General features: G+C 72.1%; 18 protein-coding genes. 8 read left to right on the top strand and 10 right to left on the bottom strand.

Features of this window, described 5'->3' with window-relative positions:
- Positions 1-408: 408 nt before the first annotated feature.
- A complete protein-coding gene (locus tag ACGH2B_RS10700; protein WP_399087402.1) occupies positions 409-717 on the bottom strand; it encodes a hypothetical protein in 309 nt (102 codons plus the stop codon).
- A 443-nt stretch (positions 718-1160) separates the two neighbouring features.
- Positions 1161-1283 (bottom strand): hypothetical protein, encoded by a 123-nt coding sequence (locus tag ACGH2B_RS10695; RefSeq protein ID WP_399087400.1) that lies wholly within the window; start codon positions 1281-1283, stop codon positions 1161-1163.
- Between the two features lie 287 nt (positions 1284-1570).
- Here ACGH2B_RS10695 and ACGH2B_RS10690 point away from each other — a divergent pair, with 287 nt between their 5' ends.
- A complete protein-coding gene (locus ACGH2B_RS10690) occupies positions 1571-2578 on the top strand; it encodes an NlpC/P60 family protein (RefSeq protein ID WP_399087398.1) in 1008 nt (335 codons plus the stop codon).
- A gap of 223 nt (positions 2579-2801) precedes the next feature.
- Positions 2802-3611 carry a phosphatase PAP2 family protein gene (locus ACGH2B_RS10685; protein WP_399087396.1) on the top strand — a complete coding sequence of 270 codons (810 nt, stop codon included), beginning with the start codon at positions 2802-2804 and terminating at the stop codon, positions 3609-3611.
- A gap of 60 nt (positions 3612-3671) precedes the next feature.
- Here ACGH2B_RS10685 and ACGH2B_RS10680 read toward each other — a convergent pair whose 3' ends face one another.
- Together ACGH2B_RS10680 and ACGH2B_RS10675 are read right to left on the bottom strand one after the other, a co-directional pair.
- Positions 3672-5261 carry an FAD-binding oxidoreductase gene (locus tag ACGH2B_RS10680; RefSeq protein WP_399087394.1) on the bottom strand — a complete coding sequence of 530 codons (1590 nt, stop codon included), beginning with the start codon at positions 5259-5261 and terminating at the stop codon, positions 3672-3674.
- Between the two features lie 222 nt (positions 5262-5483).
- Positions 5484-5717 (bottom strand): hypothetical protein, encoded by a 234-nt coding sequence (locus ACGH2B_RS10675; RefSeq protein ID WP_399087392.1) that lies wholly within the window; start codon positions 5715-5717, stop codon positions 5484-5486.
- A gap of 200 nt (positions 5718-5917) precedes the next feature.
- Here ACGH2B_RS10675 and ACGH2B_RS10670 point away from each other — a divergent pair, with 200 nt between their 5' ends.
- Positions 5918-6766 (top strand): hypothetical protein, encoded by an 849-nt coding sequence (locus ACGH2B_RS10670; RefSeq protein WP_399087390.1) that lies wholly within the window; start codon positions 5918-5920, stop codon positions 6764-6766.
- 252 nt (positions 6767-7018) lie between these two features.
- The gene (locus ACGH2B_RS10665; protein ID WP_399087388.1) at positions 7019-7180 is read left to right on the top strand and encodes a hypothetical protein; all 162 of its coding nucleotides are present in this window, start codon (positions 7019-7021) and stop codon (positions 7178-7180) included.
- 65 nt (positions 7181-7245) lie between these two features.
- On the opposite strand, the gene ACGH2B_RS10660 is transcribed toward ACGH2B_RS10665, so the two are convergent.
- Positions 7246-7647, bottom strand: a complete 402-nt coding sequence (locus ACGH2B_RS10660; RefSeq protein ID WP_399087386.1) for a metal-sensitive transcriptional regulator — start codon at positions 7645-7647, stop codon at positions 7246-7248.
- A 194-nt stretch (positions 7648-7841) separates the two neighbouring features.
- On the opposite strand from ACGH2B_RS10660, the gene ACGH2B_RS10655 reads away from it, so the two are divergent.
- Together ACGH2B_RS10655 and ACGH2B_RS10650 are read left to right on the top strand one after the other, a co-directional pair.
- Positions 7842-8462, top strand: coding sequence for a DUF47 domain-containing protein (locus ACGH2B_RS10655; RefSeq protein WP_030286220.1), 621 nt, complete (start codon positions 7842-7844; stop codon positions 8460-8462).
- Positions 8463-8471: 9 nt separating this feature from the next.
- On the top strand, positions 8472-9470 hold the full coding sequence (locus ACGH2B_RS10650; protein WP_399087384.1) for an anion permease: 999 nt from the start codon (positions 8472-8474) through the stop codon (positions 9468-9470).
- Between the two features lie 121 nt (positions 9471-9591).
- Here the strand turns inward: ACGH2B_RS10650 and pstB are convergent, their stop codons facing one another.
- The 4 genes from pstB to pstS form a co-directional block, all read right to left on the bottom strand.
- Positions 9592-10371 (bottom strand): phosphate ABC transporter ATP-binding protein PstB, encoded by a 780-nt coding sequence (pstB, locus tag ACGH2B_RS10645; RefSeq protein ID WP_399087382.1) that lies wholly within the window; start codon positions 10369-10371, stop codon positions 9592-9594.
- A gap of 30 nt (positions 10372-10401) precedes the next feature.
- Positions 10402-11475, bottom strand: coding sequence for a phosphate ABC transporter permease PstA (gene pstA, locus ACGH2B_RS10640; protein WP_399096912.1), 1074 nt, complete (start codon positions 11473-11475; stop codon positions 10402-10404).
- Between the two features lie 8 nt (positions 11476-11483).
- Positions 11484-12473, bottom strand: coding sequence for a phosphate ABC transporter permease subunit PstC (gene pstC / locus ACGH2B_RS10635; RefSeq protein ID WP_399087380.1), 990 nt, complete (start codon positions 12471-12473; stop codon positions 11484-11486).
- Positions 12474-12599: 126 nt separating this feature from the next.
- Complete coding sequence (gene pstS, locus ACGH2B_RS10630; protein WP_399087378.1) at positions 12600-13721, bottom strand: phosphate ABC transporter substrate-binding protein PstS; 1122 nt, start codon at positions 13719-13721, stop codon at positions 12600-12602.
- Between the two features lie 428 nt (positions 13722-14149).
- Here pstS and ACGH2B_RS10625 point away from each other — a divergent pair, with 428 nt between their 5' ends.
- A complete protein-coding gene (locus tag ACGH2B_RS10625) occupies positions 14150-15346 on the top strand; it encodes an NlpC/P60 family protein (RefSeq protein ID WP_399087376.1) in 1197 nt (398 codons plus the stop codon).
- A 412-nt stretch (positions 15347-15758) separates the two neighbouring features.
- Positions 15759-17144, top strand: coding sequence for a PP2C family protein-serine/threonine phosphatase (locus ACGH2B_RS10620; RefSeq protein WP_399087374.1), 1386 nt, complete (start codon positions 15759-15761; stop codon positions 17142-17144).
- Between the two features lie 99 nt (positions 17145-17243).
- Here the strand turns inward: ACGH2B_RS10620 and ACGH2B_RS10615 are convergent, their stop codons facing one another.
- Positions 17244-17582, bottom strand: coding sequence for a DUF2516 family protein (locus ACGH2B_RS10615; protein WP_399087372.1), 339 nt, complete (start codon positions 17580-17582; stop codon positions 17244-17246).
- Positions 17583-17595: the final 13 nt, after the last annotated feature.

Genomic DNA, 17595 nt, shown 5'->3' with positions numbered 1-17595 from the left:
CAGCTGCTGTGCGGTGGGAGCGAATGGGGGACTTGGGGGCTTTCGTCCCCTTGGCGTGCACCCGTTCCGCCCCCTCCCGCGGTGGCCTGCTTCCCCCCGGACGGACCTGTCCCCACGGGGCGGCCGCCCCAACCGGTCCGCTGGTCGCGGGCGTGCCGGGGCCGGCCGGGAGGCCGGCTGGGCAGGGGCGGGCGGACGTCAGCATGGGGCCTCGGCGCGGGAGATGGGGCCGTCGGGGGGTGGATGGAGGCACGCGGGCGGCGGACGGGGCGCATGCGGTGGTGCCGGTGGCGTTCCGGTCCGGCCCGGGGTGCGGCGACCGGTTGGGCCGCGCGGGCGTGCGGCGGCGGGGTGGTGACGGCCCGTCGGCCGCCGGAGGGGCGGCGGCCGGGGGCGTCCCTGGGCGCGCTACACGGCCATGCCGTAGACGATCGTGAAAAGGGTGCCGAGCGAGCCGATGATGAAGACGCCGGTGAGGCCGGCGACGATCAGGCCCTTGCCCTGCTCGGCGCTGAAGGTGTCGCGGAGCGCGGTCGCGCCGATGCGCTGCTTGGCGGCGCCCCAGATGGCGATGCCCAGGCAGAGCAGGATCGCGATGGCCATGACCACCTCGACCATCACGCGCGCTTCGTTGCCCAGGCTGCCGAACGGGCCCCAGTCCGGGGCGATTCCGCCGATGATGGTGGAGATGTCGCCCTTATCGGCCGCAATGAACATTTTGAACTCACCGCCCCTTTATGGGTAGTTGTGGCCCCCGCGTGTGCTGACAGGGGTCAGTCTCCATCTTCGCCGACAAAGACACCACCGGATGTCGACTTGGCGGCATTCTTGCGCGGATCCCGTGGGGGTGGGGTGAGGATCGGCTCGCCCGGCGTCCCGCGTCACCCGTCGACGTCAGAGATGTCACTGTGTGTATCACGTATGATAACCGTGAGCAATGATTGGGTGAAGGGTGGGCCCTGCCCGGGGTCGGACCGGAGTCGGACCGGGGCCGGTGCCTGGGCGGTACGAGGTCGGCGGGGGGCGAGGGAGCGGTGGAGGAGTCGGGGCAGGTCCGGGGCTTGCGGCACTTCCCGGGGAGGGACGTGGGGCGGAGGGCCGGCGGTTCCGTGACGTGCCGGTGCTGCCTGGTGCCGCCACACCGGCACGGTGTCACGCCGTCACTTCGGCGCGTGGGACATCACGAAGATCATCAGCAGGGCCACGAGATGGATGGCGAAGAGGAAGTACGCCACGCGCCACCAGAGGTGCTTGTTCATCTGCTTCTGGTTGTTGGGATCCATGTCCGCTTCCTGTCCTCGCTCCTCGCCTCCAGTGTCCGGTATCCGCGCGCCGGGCGGACGGGCGCGCGGTGTGCCGTTGCCCACGGCGGGGCGCCGGGCGTGCGGTCGGGACGCGGGGCGGCGCCGGGGGCGGGGCCGGTGCCCGGCGCGCCCGGTAGCCTCTGGCCCGTACGCCGCTCCCCGGTGAGCGCCCCCTGCGCCGAGGTGTGCGCCGCCGTGCGGTGGGAACTTCCAGGGGTGGCGGGGAATCGGCGGCGAAGTGAGCCCGGATGGGGGAGGGTTGGGGCGTGCGGAAACTCTGGATTGCAGGTGGTATCGGGGCGGGGCTGATGCTCTGTCTCGTCGCGCTGCTCGTGATCGGCACGTACACGGCGGCCACCGGGCTCGTCGGGGCGGCCGGCGGGCGGGCGCTCGGGCTGGCCAAGGGGGCGGTGCCCGCCGAGTACCAGTCGCTGGTGCAGAAGTGGGGGCAGCTCTGCCCGGCGATCAGCCCGTCGCTGCTGGCCGCGCAGCTCTACCAGGAGAGCGGCTGGAACCCGCGGGCCCAGAGCCCCGCCGCCGCGCAGGGCATGGCGCAGTTCATCCCCGGCACCTGGGCCACCCACGGCATCGACGGCAACGGCGACGGCAAGAGGGATGTCTGGGACCCGGCGGACGCCATCGCGTCGGCGGCGTCGTACGACTGTGAGCTGGCGAAGTACGTGAAGGACGCGCCGGGCGACGCCACCCACAACATGCTCGCCGCGTACAACGCGGGCGCCTACCGCGTCATCCAGTACAGCGGTGTCCCGCCCTACGGCGAGACGCAGAACTACGTCAAGACGATCACCACGCTCGCCAAGAGCTTCGAGGCGCCGTCCGCGCCGGTCGCGCCGTCCAAGCAGGCGGCGGCCGCCATCTACTACGCGCAGGAGAAGCTCGGCACGCCGTATCTCTGGGGCGGTACGGGTACCGCCGCGCAGAACGGCCGGTTCGACTGCTCCGGGCTGACCCAGGCCGCGTACCACTCGGTCGGCATCGATCTGCCGCGGGTGGCCAACGACCAGTGGAACGCCGGTCCGCATCCCAAGCGCGATGAGCTGCTCCCCGGTGATCTGGTCTTCTTCGCCAACGATCTGACGGATCCGCGGTCGATCCACCACGTCGGGATCTACGTCGGCGGCGGGTACATGGTCAACGCCCCGCACACGGGCGCGCTGATCCGGTTCGACAAGATCGATGTGCCGGACTACATCGGCGCCACCCGCGTCACCTCCGATGGCGCGAAAGCGCTGCCGCGTGCGAATAGCGCGTGAACATGAGGCGCCTGACGCGCGGTACGCGTCACGCTGGGACAACGAGCTGGTGATCATCGGGTGGAGAGCGGAACGACCGTGATGACGAGCGCGTTCTCTTGGCGTCGGGCGGGCCGGACGCGAGGGCGCGCCCGTCGTGGCGGCACGGCGGAACAGAACGACCACGGGGGCCGGCAGCACACACACGGCGCTCGCGCGCGCGGAAGATAAGGGGTCACAGCAGATGGCTGGACTCGCACTTGAGGGGCCGGACCCGGACGCCGACGTGCTCGGCGGCATCAACGGCCTCGCGAAGGATGCTCCGGCGTGGGTCAACCACACGATGGAGTATCTCGGCGAATACGGCGTGCTCGCCGCCCTCGCCGTGCTGTGCGTGCTCGCCTGGTGGTCCGTGCGGCGGCGCGCCGGGGCGCCCGCCGCCGTCGCCGGGCTGGTGTGGGCGCCGCTCGCCGCCGGTCTCGCGCTGCTCGCCAACATCCCGATCCGGGCCATTGTCGGCCGCCCCCGCCCGTTCCACGACCACCCCGCGCTGGCGGTCCTCGTCCCCGGGAAGACGGACTACTCGTTCGTCAGCGACCACGCGACGCTCGCCATGGCGGTCGGCGTCGGTCTCTTCCTCGTCCGCCGCTCGTACGGCCTGATCGGTATCGGCCTGGCGCTGTTCGAGGGCTTCTGCCGGATCTACCTGGGCCTGCACTACCCGACGGACGTCATCGGCGGGTTCGCGCTGGGCACCGCCGTGGTGTTGCTGCTCGCGCCGCTCGCGCAGGCGCTGCTGGTGCCGCTGATGACCCGGCTGGGCCGGTCCCGCGCGGGCCGTCTGGTCCGGGCGCCCGGGGTCCCCGAGACGGTGGCGGCGCCGGACGCCGAGGCGGCGGTCGAGGCGGCGTACGCGCAGGCGTTCGCGGAGACCTACGGTGAGCGGTACGCGCCCGAGGGCGGGGAGCGGGCGGCGGACGGCGCGTCCGGCGGACCGGCGGTACGCGCCGGGGCGCCCGGCGGCGAGCGGCCGGAGCGCGATCTGGCGGCGTGAGGGCGGGCGTACGCCCGCCCGCCACCACCCGCCGCGACCCGGTGCCCCGCCCCCGTATCCCTACAGCGCCTGCGGGAACGTGCTGAAGAGCCGCTGCGGGTCGTACGTCCGCTTGACCTGGTCGAGGCGGGCGGCGGCGGGGCCGTAGTAGGCGGACTTCCAGTCGGTCAGGGACGGGTCGGTGTAGTTCTGGTAGGCGGCGCCCGAGGAGTGGCGGCGCATCGCGTCGTGGAAGGTGTTCAGCCAGGCGGTGCGGCCCGCGGACGAGCCGCCGGCCGGCCAGGAGGCCAGGTACTGCGCGAGGAAGCGCGACGAGCGGTGGACGAAGGCGGTGTCGGTGGCGCCGACGCGGTTGATCGCGCCGCCCAGCGCGGTGAACGCGACGTTGCCGGTCACGCCCTTGTGGCCGCCGCTCTCGATCTGGGACAGGGCCGTCTGGATGCCCGACGCCGACAGCGGCCGGTCGTAGAAGTGCGAGCGCGCCGCGTACGTCTCGCGGCCGAGCTGACCCGGGGCGGTCCGGCCGGGCAGCGCACCCGGCGCGTGGCACTGCGCCGTCGTCTTGGAGGAACAGCCCGCGTACGCCTCCATCGCGTCCAGGTGGTCGATGGGGGTGAGCCGCACGGTGGCCGCGGGGCCCGGGCCGCCGGGCTGGTCGGCGAGCTGGTCGACGGCGTTCTGGAGGTCGCGGTAGCCGCCCATGGAGAACGCCGCGACGGAGACGGAGGGGGTGCCGCCGGGGCGGGCGTCCAGATGGCAGGCGGACCATATCTCGTCCGCCTGCGAGGGGCCCCACTTCTGCCAGGACCCCAGTACCTGGGCCGCCTTCGCCCACGGCCACGTCATGTACGCCATCACCGAGCGGGGAGCCGGGTGGGTACGGAAGCGGAGTTCGGTGACGACGCCGAAGTTGCCGTTGCCGGCGCCGCGCAGTGCCCAGAAGAGGTCGGAGTGGTGCGAGGCGTCGCACTCGACGGTCTTGCCGTCGGCCGTGACGACCGTCGCACCGACGAGGGAGTCGCAGGTCAGGCCGTACGCACGGGAGGTGACGCCGTGTCCGCCGCCGAGGGTGAGGCCGGATATCGCGACGGTCGGGCAGGAGCCGCCGGGCAGGGTGACGCCGTGGGCGCCGAGGCCGGTGTAGACGTCGATGAGTCTGGCGCCCGCGCCGATCGCGACCTCGCCGCCCGAGGGCGCGCCGACGGTATCGAGCTTCGATACGTCGATGACGAGCTTGCCGTTGCCGCTGGAGTAGCCCGCGTAGGAGTGGCCGCCGCTGCGGATGGCGACGGGGGTGCGGTAGCGGCGCGCGAAGGACAGGCAGGTGGCGATGTCCGAGGGGTGGGCGACGTAGGCGACCGCCGACGGCTTCAGGGAGTCGTAGCGGGTGTTGTAGAGACGGCCGGCCGTGGCGTAGGAGGCGTCCGAGGGGCGGATGAGGGTGCCGTCGAGGCCCTTGCCGAGGGCGCTCCAATTGGCCTTGGTGGCGGCCGGTTTCGCGTCGGAGCCGGTGGCGGTGGCGGTGAGGGAGCCGCCGCCCGGTGCGGAGGGGGAGCCGGAGGCCGCGCCGTTCGGGCCGCAGCCGGTGGCCCAGACGACCGAGGTGGCCGCGAGACCGCCACCGGTTTGCAGGAGTGTGCGGCGCTTCATTGGAGAATGTCCCCTCGTTGTGGTCCGGCGTCCCCGTACGGCCACGGGTCCGGCCGGTGGCCGAGGGGTGCGGCACCGGGGCGCCGGGCGTCGCCGTGGGGCGTGCCCGGTGGCGGCGCGCGGGCCGGAGGTCGGTCCGGGCGGCGCGACGGCCGTGTCCGGTGCCGTCGTTCTCTCCCTACCCAGATGCGGCGGGGCAGTTGGCGGTTCCCGGACGGGGGATCATTCCGGTCGCGCGGCGGCGGTCAGATGGCGTTCGGCGTCCGTACGGGCCTGGGAGCGGGCGCGGCGGGCGGCGCCGCGCCAGCCGCAGGAGCAGCCGGCGGAGATGAAGGAGCCGCGTTCGGAGGTGGAGGTGCGGTGCCCGGTGTCGTCGGCGGGGGCGGCGTCGGGGGCGGGTGCCGGGCCGGGGACGGAGGGGCCCGGAGCGTGGGGGTGCGGGGCGCGATCGGTCACCCCGCCACGCTACGCGCCCCGGGTGGCATGGCGTGACGGGCCCCGGAAACGGTCGTTGAACGGGGCGGCCGGTGGGAAACCGGCCGTCCGGAACGGGCCGCCCGGCGCGGACCGCCGGTGAGCGGAGCGCCCGATCGGCGGTCTCCGGTACCGGCCGTCCCGGGCCCGCCCAGGAATACGGCCGAAGGGGCTCGTACGCGATGGTGGCGCAGGTCAGGCGGGAGACGGGCGCGTTCGTCGCGGCGCTGGTGTGTGCGGCGGGGCTGTTGACGGCGGGGTGTTCGGCCGGCGGCGCGTCCGCGGACGGGTTGCCGGGCGAGGGCTCCCCGGAGGCCGGACGGGCGGTGCGGACCAGCGCGGACGCGCTGCTGCGGGCGGGCGGGGCGCGGGTCACCTCGACGATGGAGACGGTCAGCGGCGGCACCCGGGTCGCGATCCGGGGCAGCGGTGAGTACGACTTCCGGCGCGGTACGGGGCGGCTGCGGCTGACGCTCCCGGACGCGGCGGGCGACGGGCACGGGCCACGCCCGCCGGTCACCGAGATCCTGGTGCCGGGCGCGCTGTACATGAAGAACCGCGGGGCCGGGGTGCCCGCGGACAAATGGGTGCGGATCGATGCGACGGGCCTCGCGGACGGCAATCTCGTCACCGGCGGGGCCACCGATCCGCTGGCCGCGGCCGAACTGCTGCGGGGCGCGCGGGAGGTGACGTACCGGGGCCGGGCGCGGCTCGACGGGGTCGCGGTGCGGCACTACAGCGGGACGGCGGACATCGTGACGGCCGCCGGGGCGGCGTCGGCCCGGACCCGCCCGGTGCTGACGGCGGCGGAAAAAGGGTTCACCACCCGGCGGGTGCCGTTCGACGTGTATCTGGACGACGCCGGGCGGCTGCGCCGGGTCAGCCAGCACTACCGCTTCGCCAACGGCTCGCCCCGCGGCGCGGCGGTGACGTCGACGACCCGGCTCACCGACTTCGGCCGCAAGCCGGAGGTGGCACTGCCGCCGAAGGAGGCCATCTACTCGGGGCGGGTCGCGGCCGCCGGGGCGTGAGGGCGGGGCGGCCGGTCCCCGGGCGGGACTCCGGGGTATCGCCGCAGGCGGGCCCGGGCGCCTACCGGCCCGGAAAGCCGGATTCTGGGCGTCGGTTTTCGGCCGTCTGTGCGGCGGCTGGGGGCGGGGGTGGTAACCCGGGCGGGGTGGCGGAAATGGTCCTTCCGTGCCATGGGCGGGGGAGTGGGGGCGTCTCTACGCTGGGCGGGGTGATGCCCCGGAGGGGGAGGCGCGCGAAGGAAGGTGTCGTCCGTGACCGTGACCTGCGATGCGACGGTTCAGGACCGCGTGGCCCTCGTCGAGATCGAGCTGATCGGCGAGCTGATGATCGCCGCCGCCGCCGCGAGCGAGGAGCGGCTGAGCCCGGACCGTATCGATGAACTGCTGGACGTCGGCGGGCACCGGGGCGCGTAGCGAAGGGCCGCCGGCGGGTGCGGGCCCGGTGCGCCGCGGCGGTGGGCGGGTGGCCGCGGCGCCGGTCAGGTGCGCAGCATCCGCTCGATCGCCTTGGTGGCTTCCTGGACCTTGGCGTCGATGGCCTCGGGGCCGTGCACCGCGGCGTCGGCGACGCAGTGGCGCAGGTGTTCCTCCAGGAGCTGGAGTCCGAAGGACTGCAGGCCCTTCGTGCTCGCCGAGACCTGCGTGAGTATGTCGATGCAGTAGACGTCCTCCTCCAGCATCCGCTGGAGGCCGCGGATCTGGCCCTCGATGCGGCGCAGCCGCTTGAGGTGGGCGTCCTTCTGGTGGGCGTAGCCGTGGATGCCGCGGTCGTGGTCGGTGACGGCGTTCGGGTCGCCCTGGGGGGCGGTTTTCGGCTGGGGGGCGGGGGTGGCCGGGGCGGCTGCGGTGGTGCCGTCCGTGCCGGCGTCCGTGGTCGTCATGGCCGTCTCCCGTGGTATCCCGTCGGTCCATATACCCCTGGTGGGTATATGGTACCGAATTTTCCGGGTACCGGCGGTACCCCGTGCAGAGCATGCTGCCCGATGGGCGACACTGAAGGAATGCTGGTAAGCAGTGGCTGGATGATGCGCCTAGCATCAACTCGACCGAAACCGATGCACCCCGAGGATTTCACGTGCGCTTTCGTCTGACCCCCAGGGAGACGAGCTTCTACGACATGTTCGCCGCGTCCGCGGACAACATCGTCACCGGCTCGAAGCTCCTGATGGAAATGCTCGGGGCGGACACCTCCGCGCGGGCCGAGATCGCCGAGCGGATGCGGGCGGCGGAGCACGCGGGGGACGACGCGACCCACGCGATCTTCCACCAGCTCAACTCCTCGTTCATCACGCCCTTCGACCGCGAGGACATCTACAACCTCGCCTCGTCACTCGACGACATCATGGACTTCATGGAGGAGGCCGTCGATCTCGTCGTCCTCTACAAGGTGGAGGAGCTGCCGAAGGGCGTCGAGCAGCAGATCGAGGTGCTGGCGCGGGCGGCGGAGCTGACCGCCGAGGCGATGCCGAACCTCCGGACGATGTCGAACCTCACCGAGTACTGGATCGAGGTCAACCGTCTGGAGAACCAGGCCGACCAGATCCACCGCAAGCTGCTCGCGCACCTCTTCAACGGCAAGTACGACGCCATCGAGGTGCTGAAGCTCAAGCAGATCGTGGACATCCTCGAAGAGGCGGCCGACGCCTTCGAGCATGTGGCCAATACCGTCGAGACCATCGCGGTCAAGGAGTCCTGAGCCCCGGCCATGGACACCTTCGCGCTCGTCGTGACCATCGCGGTCGCGCTCGGTTTCACGTATACCAACGGCTTCCACGACTCGGCGAACGCCATCGCCACCTCGGTGTCGACCCGGGCGCTGACGCCCCGGGCGGCGCTGGCGATGGCCGCCGTGATGAACCTCGCCGGTGCCTTTCTGGGCAGCGGGGTCGCCAAGACGGTCAGTGAGGGGCTGATCTCCACGCCCGAGGGCCACAAGGGGATGGGCATCCTGTTCGCCGCGCTGATCGGCGCGGTGGTCTGGAACCTCGTCACCTGGTACTTCGGTCTGCCCTCGTCCTCCTCCCACGCACTCTTCGGCGGCATGGTCGGCGCGGCGCTCGCGGGGGGCACCGAGGTGATCTGGGGCGGGGTGATCGAGAAGGTCGTGCTGCCGATGTTCATCTCGCCGGTGATCGGGCTGGTGCTCGGTTATCTGGTGATGGTCGTCATCCTGTGGCTGTTCCGCGGGGCCAATCCGCACCGTGCCAAGCGCGGTTTCCGTATAGCGCAGACGGTCTCGGCGGCGGGCATGGCGCTCGGCCACGGTCTGCAGGACGCGCAGAAGACCATGGGCATCGTGGTGATGGCGCTGGTCATCGCCGATGTGCAGGACGCCAACGACGCCATTCCGGTCTGGGTGAAGCTGGTCTGCGCGATCACCCTGTCGCTCGGTACGTACGCGGGTGGCTGGCGGATCATGCGGACGCTGGGGCGGCGGATCATCGAGCTGGACCCGCCGCAGGGTTTCGCCGCGGAGACCACGGCGGCGTCGGTGATGTACACCGCGTCGTTCATGTTCCACGCGCCGATCTCCACCACGCACGTCATCACCTCCGCGATCATGGGTGTGGGCTCGACCAAGGGCTCGCGCGCGGTGCGCTGGGGGGTGGCCAAGAACATCGTGATGGGCTGGTTCATCACGATGCCGGCGGCGGCGATCGTCGCCGCGGCCGCCTACTGGGTGGTCCAACTGGCCTTCGGCTGATCCGTTCCCGTACGGGACGGAAGGAAAGGGCCCGCCCCTCCGGTTCGGAGGGGCGGGCCCTTCGTCGTGCGGTGGCACCGCCATGCAGCACCGCAGGACGCGGGTGGGGCCGCCGGGCGGCTCAGCCGAAGCGGCCGGAGATGTAGTCCTCGGTGGCCTGGACGGACGGGTTGGAGAAGATCCGCTCGGTGTCGTCGATCTCGACGAGGGTGCCGGGCTGCCCGACCGCCGAGAGGTTGAAGAACGCCGTACGGTCCGAGACGCGCGCCGCCTGCTGCATGTTGTGCGTCACGATGACGATCGTGAAGCGCTCCTTCAGCTCGCCGATGAGGTCCTCGACGGCGAGGGTGGAGATCGGGTCGAGCGCCGAGCAGGGCTCGTCCATCAGCAGGACCTGCGGTTCGACGGCGATGGCGCGGGCGATGCACAGGCGCTGCTGCTGACCGCCGGAGAGGCCGGAGCCGGGCTTGTTCAGGCGGTCCTTGACCTCGTTCCAGAGGTTGGCGCCCTTGAGGGACTTCTCGACGATGCCGGACAGCTCGGACTTCTTCTTGACCGTGCCGTTGAGCCGCAGACCGGCCGCGACGTTGTCGAAGATCGACATGGTGGGGAACGGGTTGGGCCGCTGGAAGACCATGCCGACGGTGCGGCGGACCGCGACCGGGTCGACGCCCGGACCGTAGAGGTCCTCGTCGTCCAGGAGCACCTTGCCCTCGACGCGGCCGCCGGGGGTGACCTCGTGCATGCGGTTCAAGGTGCGCAGGAACGTCGACTTGCCGCAGCCGGAGGGGCCGATGAAGGCGGTCACCGAGCGGGGCTCGACGCTCATGGAGATGTCGTCGATGGCCTTGTGGCTGCCGTAGAAGGCGGAGAGGCCGCTGACATCGATTCGCTTGGCCATGGGGATCACTGCTTCTTTCTGGGGACGCGGTCAGCGGCCGGTTTTGGGGGCCTTCCAGCGGGCGATGCCGCGGGCCACCAGGTTGAGGATCATCACGAAGGCGATGAGGACGAGGGCCGCCGCCCAGGCGCGGTCGTACGACGCGTCGGAGCCCTGCTGCCACTGCTGGAAGACGTAGAGCGGCAGGGACTGCTGGGCGTCCTGGAACGGGTTGTTGTTGATCGTCTTCGCGCCCCACACCAGCAGCATGACCGGGGCGGTCTCGCCGGTGATACGGGCGACGGCCAGCATCACGCCGGTGGTGATACCGCCGATCGACGTCGGCAGGACGACCTTCAAGATGGTGCGCCACTTCGGCACGCCCAGGGCGAGGGACGCCTCGCGCAGCTCGTTCGGGACGAGCTTGAGCATCTCCTCGGTGGAGCGGACGACGACCGGGACCATCAAGATCGCCAGCGCCATCGACCCGGCGAAGCCGGACGGTCCGAAGCCGAGGATCAGGATCCAGACGGAGAGGATGAACAGGCCGGCGACGATGGACGGGATGCCGGTCATCACGTCGACGAAGAAGGTGACGGCCTTGGCGAGCCGGCCGCGGCCGTATTCGACCAGGTAGATCGCGGTGAACAGGCCGAGCGGCGCGGCGATCAGCGTGGCCAGGCCCACCTGCTCCAGGGTGCCGATGATCGCGTGGTAGATACCGCCGCCGGGCAGCGCGTCCGGCAGGGTGCCCATCGAGTGGGACAGGAAGTAGCCGTCCAGGACCTTGCTGCCGCGGTCCACCGTCTCCCACAGCAGGGAGGCCAGCGGGATGACGGCGAGGAGGAAGGCCATCCAGACGAGGCCGGTGGCGAGGCGGTCCTTGGCCTGCCGGGCGCCTTCGACGGCGGCGGACAGGGCGAACGTGCCGACGATGAAGACCAGCGCGGCGATCAGACCCCACTGGACGCGGCTGTCCAGACCGGCGCCGAGGCCGATGCCGCAGCCGATCACGGCCGAGGCGAGGGCGAGGGCCGCCGGGGTCCAGCGGGGGAGCCGGGCCTGCTTGAGGGAGAGACCGGACGCGGCGCCGGGCCGTTCGGCGAGGGCCTGCGGTTCCGTCATGACGTCGCTCACGAGTACTCCTTGCGCCGGGCGATGATCAGGCGGGCCGCGCCGTTGACGAGCAGGGTGATCACGAAGAGGACGAGGCCCGAGGCGATCAGCGCGTCCTGGCCGAAGGTGTCGGCCTCGCTGAACTTCGCGGCGATGTTCTGCGCGAAGGTGCCGCCGCCCGGTTCGAGCAGGCTCTTGCCGATGAGGAAGTTGGGGGAGAGGACGGTGGCGACGGCCATCGTCTCGCCGAGCGCGCGGCCCAGGCCGAGCATGGAGGCGCTGATGATGCCGGAGCGGCCGAAGGGGAGGACCGACATCCGGATGACCTCCCAGCGGGTGGCGCCGAGCGCCAGGGCCGCCTCCTCGTGCATCTTCGGCGCCTGGAGGAAGACCTCGCGGCTGACGCTGGTGACGATCGGCAGGATCATGATCGCCAGCAGGATGCCGACGGTGAACAGCGAGCGGGCGGCGCCGCCGCCGTAGCTGAAGACGCCGGTCCAGCCGAGGTAGTCGTCGAGCCAGCCGTAGAGCCCGCCGAGGTGCGGGACGAGGAAGAGCGCGCCCCACAGGCCGTAGATGATGCTGGGCACCGCGGCGAGCAGGTCGATGACGTAGCCGAGCGGCGAGGCCAGCTTGCGCGGGGCGTAGTGCGAGATGAAGAGGGCGATGCCGACGGCGACCGGGACCGCGATGATCATCGCGATGAGGGCGCTGACGACGGTGCCGAACGCGAGGACGGCGATACCGAACTTGGGCTCGGTGCCGGTGGCGTTCCAGTCGAGGGTGGTGAAGAAGTTGGCGTGGTCGCCGGATATGGCGAGCACGGACCGGTAGGTGAGGAAGGCGGCGATGGCCGCCATGATCACCAGGAGGGCGATACCGGATCCGCGGGAGAGCCCGAGGAAGATCCGGTCGCCGGGGCGCTGGGCCTTCCCCGGCGCGGGGGAGGCTGCGGCCGGTGCCGGCGGGGGCGCGGCGTCTGGTGTCGCGGTTGCTGAGGGGGTCATGGTTTCTCCGGTCTGCGGAGCCCGGGGGCTCCTGGCGCGGCGGTGCACCGGACGGGCGGCGGCCCGGGGGCCGTACGGCGGGGGTGACCCGGGCCGTACGGCGGGGTCGGGCCGCCGCCCGGTGGATCAGGCGAGGGCGGCGACGGTCTTGCGGACCTTGCCGGCGATCTCGGTGGGCAGCGGGGCGTAGCCCAGCTCCTTCAGGGCGTTCTGGCCGTCCTCACTGGCGATGTAGGTGAGGAAGGACTTGGTCGCCGGCAGGGTCTCGGCCTTGTTGCCCTTGTCGCAGGCGATCTCGTACGTCACCAGGGTGATCGGGTAGGCGCCCTCGGCCTTGGTGGCGTAGTTCAGCTCCAGGGCGAGGTCGTCGCCCTTGCCGACCTGCTTGGCCTCGGCGATCGCCGTGGAGGCGTTGTCGACGGTGGCCTCGACCGGGGCCTTGGCGCCGGTGGCGATCTTGACGGTGGGGATCTTCCCGGCGGTCGCGTAGGACAGCTCGAAGTAGGAGATCGCGCCGTTGGTCTGCTTGACCTGCGAGGAGACGCCGGCGGAGCCGGAGGCCGCCTGGCCGCCCTTGCCGTCCCAGGTCTTCGCGGGCTCGTGCTTCCAGGCGTCGGGGGCGGCGCCCTTGAGGTACTTGGTGAAGTTGTCGGTGGTGCCCGAGTCGTCGGAGCGGTGGAACGCCTGGATCTTGAGGTCCGGGAGCTTGGCGCCCGGGTTCAGCTTCTTGATCGCGGCGTCGTTCCAGTTGGTGATCTCCGAGTCGAAGATCTTGGCGAGGGTGGGCGCGTCGAGGACGAGGTTGTCCACGCCGGGCACGTTGTAGCCGACGGCGATCGGGCCGCCGACCATCGGCAGGTTGATGGCCTTGCCGCCCTTGCAGATCTTCTCCGACTTGGCGACCTCCTCGGGCTTGAGGGCCGAGTCGGAACCGGCGAACGCGGTCTGGCCCTGGAGGAAGGTGGTGATACCCGCGCCGGAGCCGGTCGGCTGGTAGTTGATCTCGGTGTCCTTGCAGGCGCCGGCGTAGTTCTGCACCCAGACGTCCATGGCGTTCTTCTGCGCCGAGGAGCCGGAGGCGCGCAGCTTGCCCTTGCCCTCACACGCGATGTCGGCGGCCTTGGCGCCTCCCGCGCCACCGGAGGCGCTGGTGTCGTCGGAGCCGCACGCCGACAGGGCCAGGGCACCGGTGACGGCGAGAGCGCCCACCGCGAGGGCGCGAACCCGGTTCTTGCGCTGAAGCTTCACTGTCGAGAGTCCTTCCTGGGGCGCGCCGCTTCGTCGGCGTGCGAGGTGTGTCAGGAGTGTGCGGAGTCAGCCCGTTCCGATTCGGTTCGCGGTGCTGACGCGCACTCGGTACGGCCGAAATTAGGCAGATCAAATGAAGCGACCGATGGGGAAGAGTGAACGCACGGTGAACCTCACCCGTCAGCTCAGGGAGCCCGTTCCGGGCGTGCATCGGGCGCCGGAAAACGGGGAATCGCGCCGTCCTCTGTTGACTTACCGATCGGTATGGCACGATCCGCGCCAACGAAGGCACCACGAAACGGTGCGCATCGACCGGAGGTGAACGGGTGGGGACCCAGGGGACAGCGGACGCCGTACGGGGTGGAGCGGACATGAGGGATCCGGGGGACGTACGGGGCGGCGGCGCGGTGCGCGCGGGTGCGGCACCCTTGGCCGGATCTGTGCCCGGCGCCTCCGTGTCCGGCCGCCGGGCGCGGCGGGCCCGGACCGTCGCCCGCACCCTCGCGGTGCTCTGCGCGACGGGGCTGCTCGCCCCGGTGGCCCCGGCGGCGTACGCGTCGGCGGTACGGACGGCCGACGGGCCGGACGGGCGCGGGGCCGACGGGCGCGGGCCGGACCGCCCGGCGAAGGCGGCGGAGGCGGACGGGCCCGGTACGAAGGGCCCGGAGACGGGGGACGCGGGCTCCGGCGCGGACCGGCTGGCCGGCATCCACCGCCGGATCGAGGCGCTCTACCGCGCCGCGGAGCGCGCCACCGACGCGTACAACGCCGCGCGGGAACGGGTCGAGGACGAGCAGCGCAAGATCGTCGGGCTGGCCCGCCGGATCGATGCCGCGCAGCACCGGCGGGACGCGCTCAAGCGGCAGGCGGGCGTGCTGGCCAGCGCCCAGTACCGCGCCGGAGGTGTGCCGGACGAGCTGCGGCTGATGCTGAACGCGGATCCCGAGGGCTACCTCGGCAACGTCACGCTGGCCCGTAAGAGCCAGCGCGCCGCCACGAACGTCGCCGGGGAGCTGGCCCGCCTCGCGGCCGGACTGCGGGACGACGCGCACTCGGCGACCGTCCGCTGGGAACGTCTCGACGCCGAACGCGTGAAGAAGGAAAAAGCGCGGAGCGACATCAACAGGAAGCTCGGCGAGGCGAAGAAAATCGAATCCCGGCTGGCCACCGCGGAAAAGAACCGGCTGAAAGCGCTGGAGGATTCCCGGGCCCGTGCCGAACAGCAGAAATGGCTCGACACCGGCATCCTGAAGGAGATCCGGAACAAGGCGTCCGGCGCCGGAAAGAAAGCCGTTTCCTTCGCGACCGCGCAGATCGGCAAGGATTACGTGTGGGGCGCCGAGGGCCCGGACACCTTCGACTGCTCGGGGCTGACCCTGCGCGCCTGGCAGGCGGGGGGCCGCACGATTCCGCGCACCTCACAGGAGCAGTGGCGGCGCCTGCCCCGCGTCGCCGTCACCGAAATGCGTCCCGGGGACCTGATCATCTATTTCTCCGACGCCAGCCATGTCGGGATGTACCTCGGTGACGGCGCGATCGTCCACGCACCGCGACCGGGCCGGCAGGTCACGATCACCGGCGCGGGTTCGATGCCGATCCTCGGTGTCGTACGGCCCGATAAATGACGGAATGGGAGTGGCGGGCCGGTCCGGCGTTGTTATCGGACGGTCGCCGGGCCGTGGCACATTGCGATCGGTTCCGGCCCCGAGGGGGTGATGTTCGTCATTCCCTTTCCGTCTTCTCCCGCTCTCTCCAGGTCAAATGGCTTATAAGCGGCGGCATATGACGCCCGTCGCACGCCGTGGGTCATTCCGTACACCTGTCCGGTGGCGCTATGGTCGCACTCTCGGTGCCCGGTGGCGCACCGCTCTCCCCCACGAGCGGCGCACGACCGGGCACGTTGGTGCGCCGGACGGCGCGCCCCGGCACCCTCGGGAGCGCCTGCGCGGCGGCCTCGCCCGCCCGTCAGGGCGGCCCCCGGCGAGCCGGGCGGCACGCCGCCCACCACGAATCAGGGGGAGGGAAGGAAACAGAGCCATGTCCGTACCCGTACCGCACCGGCGCACGGCCGTGCTGCCGCAGCAGGCGGCCCCGGCCGGTGACGCCTGCGCCGCCGCACGCCGGACGGCGGACGGCACGGCGGACGGGCCCGGTGCCACGCCCGCGCACCCCCTCCCGGCGGCCCCCGCGGAGACCCGGCTGCCGATCCCCGGCGCCCGCCGCCCCGAGACGTCCGCCGACAACGGCTCCGGCCCCGGCCTGACCGTCCTCCTCATCGGCGACGACCCCAGCAGCACCGTCCCGGACATGTGGGACTGGGCCGGCCGCAAGGTCCGGCTGCGCACCGCCCGCAACCTCACCGAGGCGGCCCGGCTGCTCACCGACGACGTCGACTGCATCCTCCTCGACCTCGCCCCGGCCCCCGGCGGACCGGTGGCGGACGGCGACGACACCCTCGGCGCGCTCCACGCGGTGCTGCGGATGGCCCCGGCCCACGCCGTCCTGGTGATGACGCCGGAGACCGACGCCGAACGCGCCGCCGAGGCCGTCCGCGTCGGCGCGCAGGACTACCTCTTCCGCGACGAACTGGACGGCGGGGTCCTCAGCCGCGCGGTGCGCTACGCCGTCGAACGCAAACGGGCCGACCTCGCGCAGCGCCAGCTCACCGAGTCCCGGATGCGCGCCCAGGAGAACGCCCGCCTGGAGCGCGGCCTGCTGCCGACCCCGCTGCTCGCCGGCTCCGACCTGCGCTTCGCCGCCCGCTACCGCCCCGGCCGCAGCCGCGCGCTGCTCGGCGGCGACTTCTACGACACCGTCCGCACCCCGGACGGCACCGTCCACGCGATGATCGGCGACGTCTGCGGCCACGGCCCCGACGAGGCGGCGCTCGGCGTGGAGCTGCGCATCGCCTGGCGGGCGCTGACCTTCGCCGGACTCTGCGGCGACGAACTCCTCTCCACCCTCCAGAAGGTCCTGGAGCACGAGCGCGCCGACGACGAGATCTTCGCGACGCTCTGCACCGTCGACATCTCCCCGGACGGCCGCCGCGCCGGACTCTGCCTCGCCGGCCACCCGGCCCCGCTGCTCTCCCGCGCGGGCGGCACCCCGCGGCTGCTCCCGTACGAGTACGGCGGCCCGGCGCTCGGCCTGCTGCCGTACGCCCGCTGGCCGCGCCACCAGATCGAGCTGGGCGGGGCCTGGAGCCTGATGCTGTACACCGACGGCCTGATCGAGGGCCACGTCGGCGAGGGCCGCCTGCGGCTGGGCCAGGACGGGATGGCCGACCTGGTCGCCCGCCGTATGGCCGCGGGCCTGACCGGCGAGGAACTGCTCGACACCACCCTCACCGAGGTCCGCGACCTCAACGGCGGCGAGCTGACCGACGACGTGGCGGTGCTGTGGCTGGAGCGGGGGCGGGTCTGAGGGGCCGGCCCGGGAACGGGGAACGGCCCGGGCCGTGAGGCTCCGGGCCGTCGTGGGGCCGTCGCGCGGGAGCGGCCCGCGCCTCTTCCGCGCCGCCGCTCAGCGTCCGCCGTTGTACGGCCCGTACGGACCGTCGGAGCTGGAGCCGCCGCGGCGGGGGCCGCCGCCGGTGGCGTGGCGGAGGGCGGGGCGGACGTCGACGGTGTAGACGATCACCGCGATCACGCCGATGATCGGCAGGAACGACATCAGCGGCATGACGAAGAGCAGCAGCGTCGCGAGGGCCAGGAAGATCAGCCACATGGGCTTGGTCTGCTTGTCGGCCGCGCGGTACGCGGCGTCGCGGCGGACCGCCGCGTCGATCAGCATCACCGCGGCATAGATGCCCAGGGCCAGTTGCGCCCAGCCCAGAAGGGACTGGAATCCGTACACCAGCACGCCGTGCTCCACC

The organism is Streptomyces sp. BBFR2 (genome assembly GCF_044497305.1).
GTDB lineage: Bacteria > Actinomycetota > Actinomycetes > Streptomycetales > Streptomycetaceae > Streptomyces.
Note: the sequence above shows the minus strand (reverse complement) of the source record. Positions and strands in the feature narration are given on the sequence as shown.

Bases quoted from the DNA above. Each gene is read 5' to 3' on its own strand.
- ACGH2B_RS10700 (WP_399087402.1), bottom strand. From the start codon at position 717: ATGTTCATTGCGGCCGATAAGGGCGACATCTCCACCATCATCGGCGGA.
- ACGH2B_RS10695 (WP_399087400.1), bottom strand. From the start codon at position 1,283: ATGGATCCCAACAACCAGAAGCAGATGAACAAGCACCTCTGGTGGCGC.
- ACGH2B_RS10685 (WP_399087396.1), top strand. From the start codon at position 2,802: ATGGCTGGACTCGCACTTGAGGGGCCGGACCCGGACGCCGACGTGCTC.
- ACGH2B_RS10680 (WP_399087394.1), bottom strand. From the start codon at position 5,261: ATGAAGCGCCGCACACTCCTGCAAACCGGTGGCGGTCTCGCGGCCACC.
- ACGH2B_RS10670 (WP_399087390.1), top strand. From the start codon at position 5,918: ATGGTGGCGCAGGTCAGGCGGGAGACGGGCGCGTTCGTCGCGGCGCTG.
- ACGH2B_RS10660 (WP_399087386.1), bottom strand. From the start codon at position 7,647: ATGACGACCACGGACGCCGGCACGGACGGCACCACCGCAGCCGCCCCG.
- ACGH2B_RS10650 (WP_399087384.1), top strand. From the start codon at position 8,472: ATGGACACCTTCGCGCTCGTCGTGACCATCGCGGTCGCGCTCGGTTTC.
- pstB (WP_399087382.1), bottom strand. From the start codon at position 10,371: ATGGCCAAGCGAATCGATGTCAGCGGCCTCTCCGCCTTCTACGGCAGC.
- pstA (WP_399096912.1), bottom strand. From the start codon at position 11,475: ATGACGGAACCGCAGGCCCTCGCCGAACGGCCCGGCGCCGCGTCCGGT.
- pstC (WP_399087380.1), bottom strand. From the start codon at position 12,473: ATGACCCCCTCAGCAACCGCGACACCAGACGCCGCGCCCCCGCCGGCA.
- ACGH2B_RS10620 (WP_399087374.1), top strand. From the start codon at position 15,759: ATGTCCGTACCCGTACCGCACCGGCGCACGGCCGTGCTGCCGCAGCAG.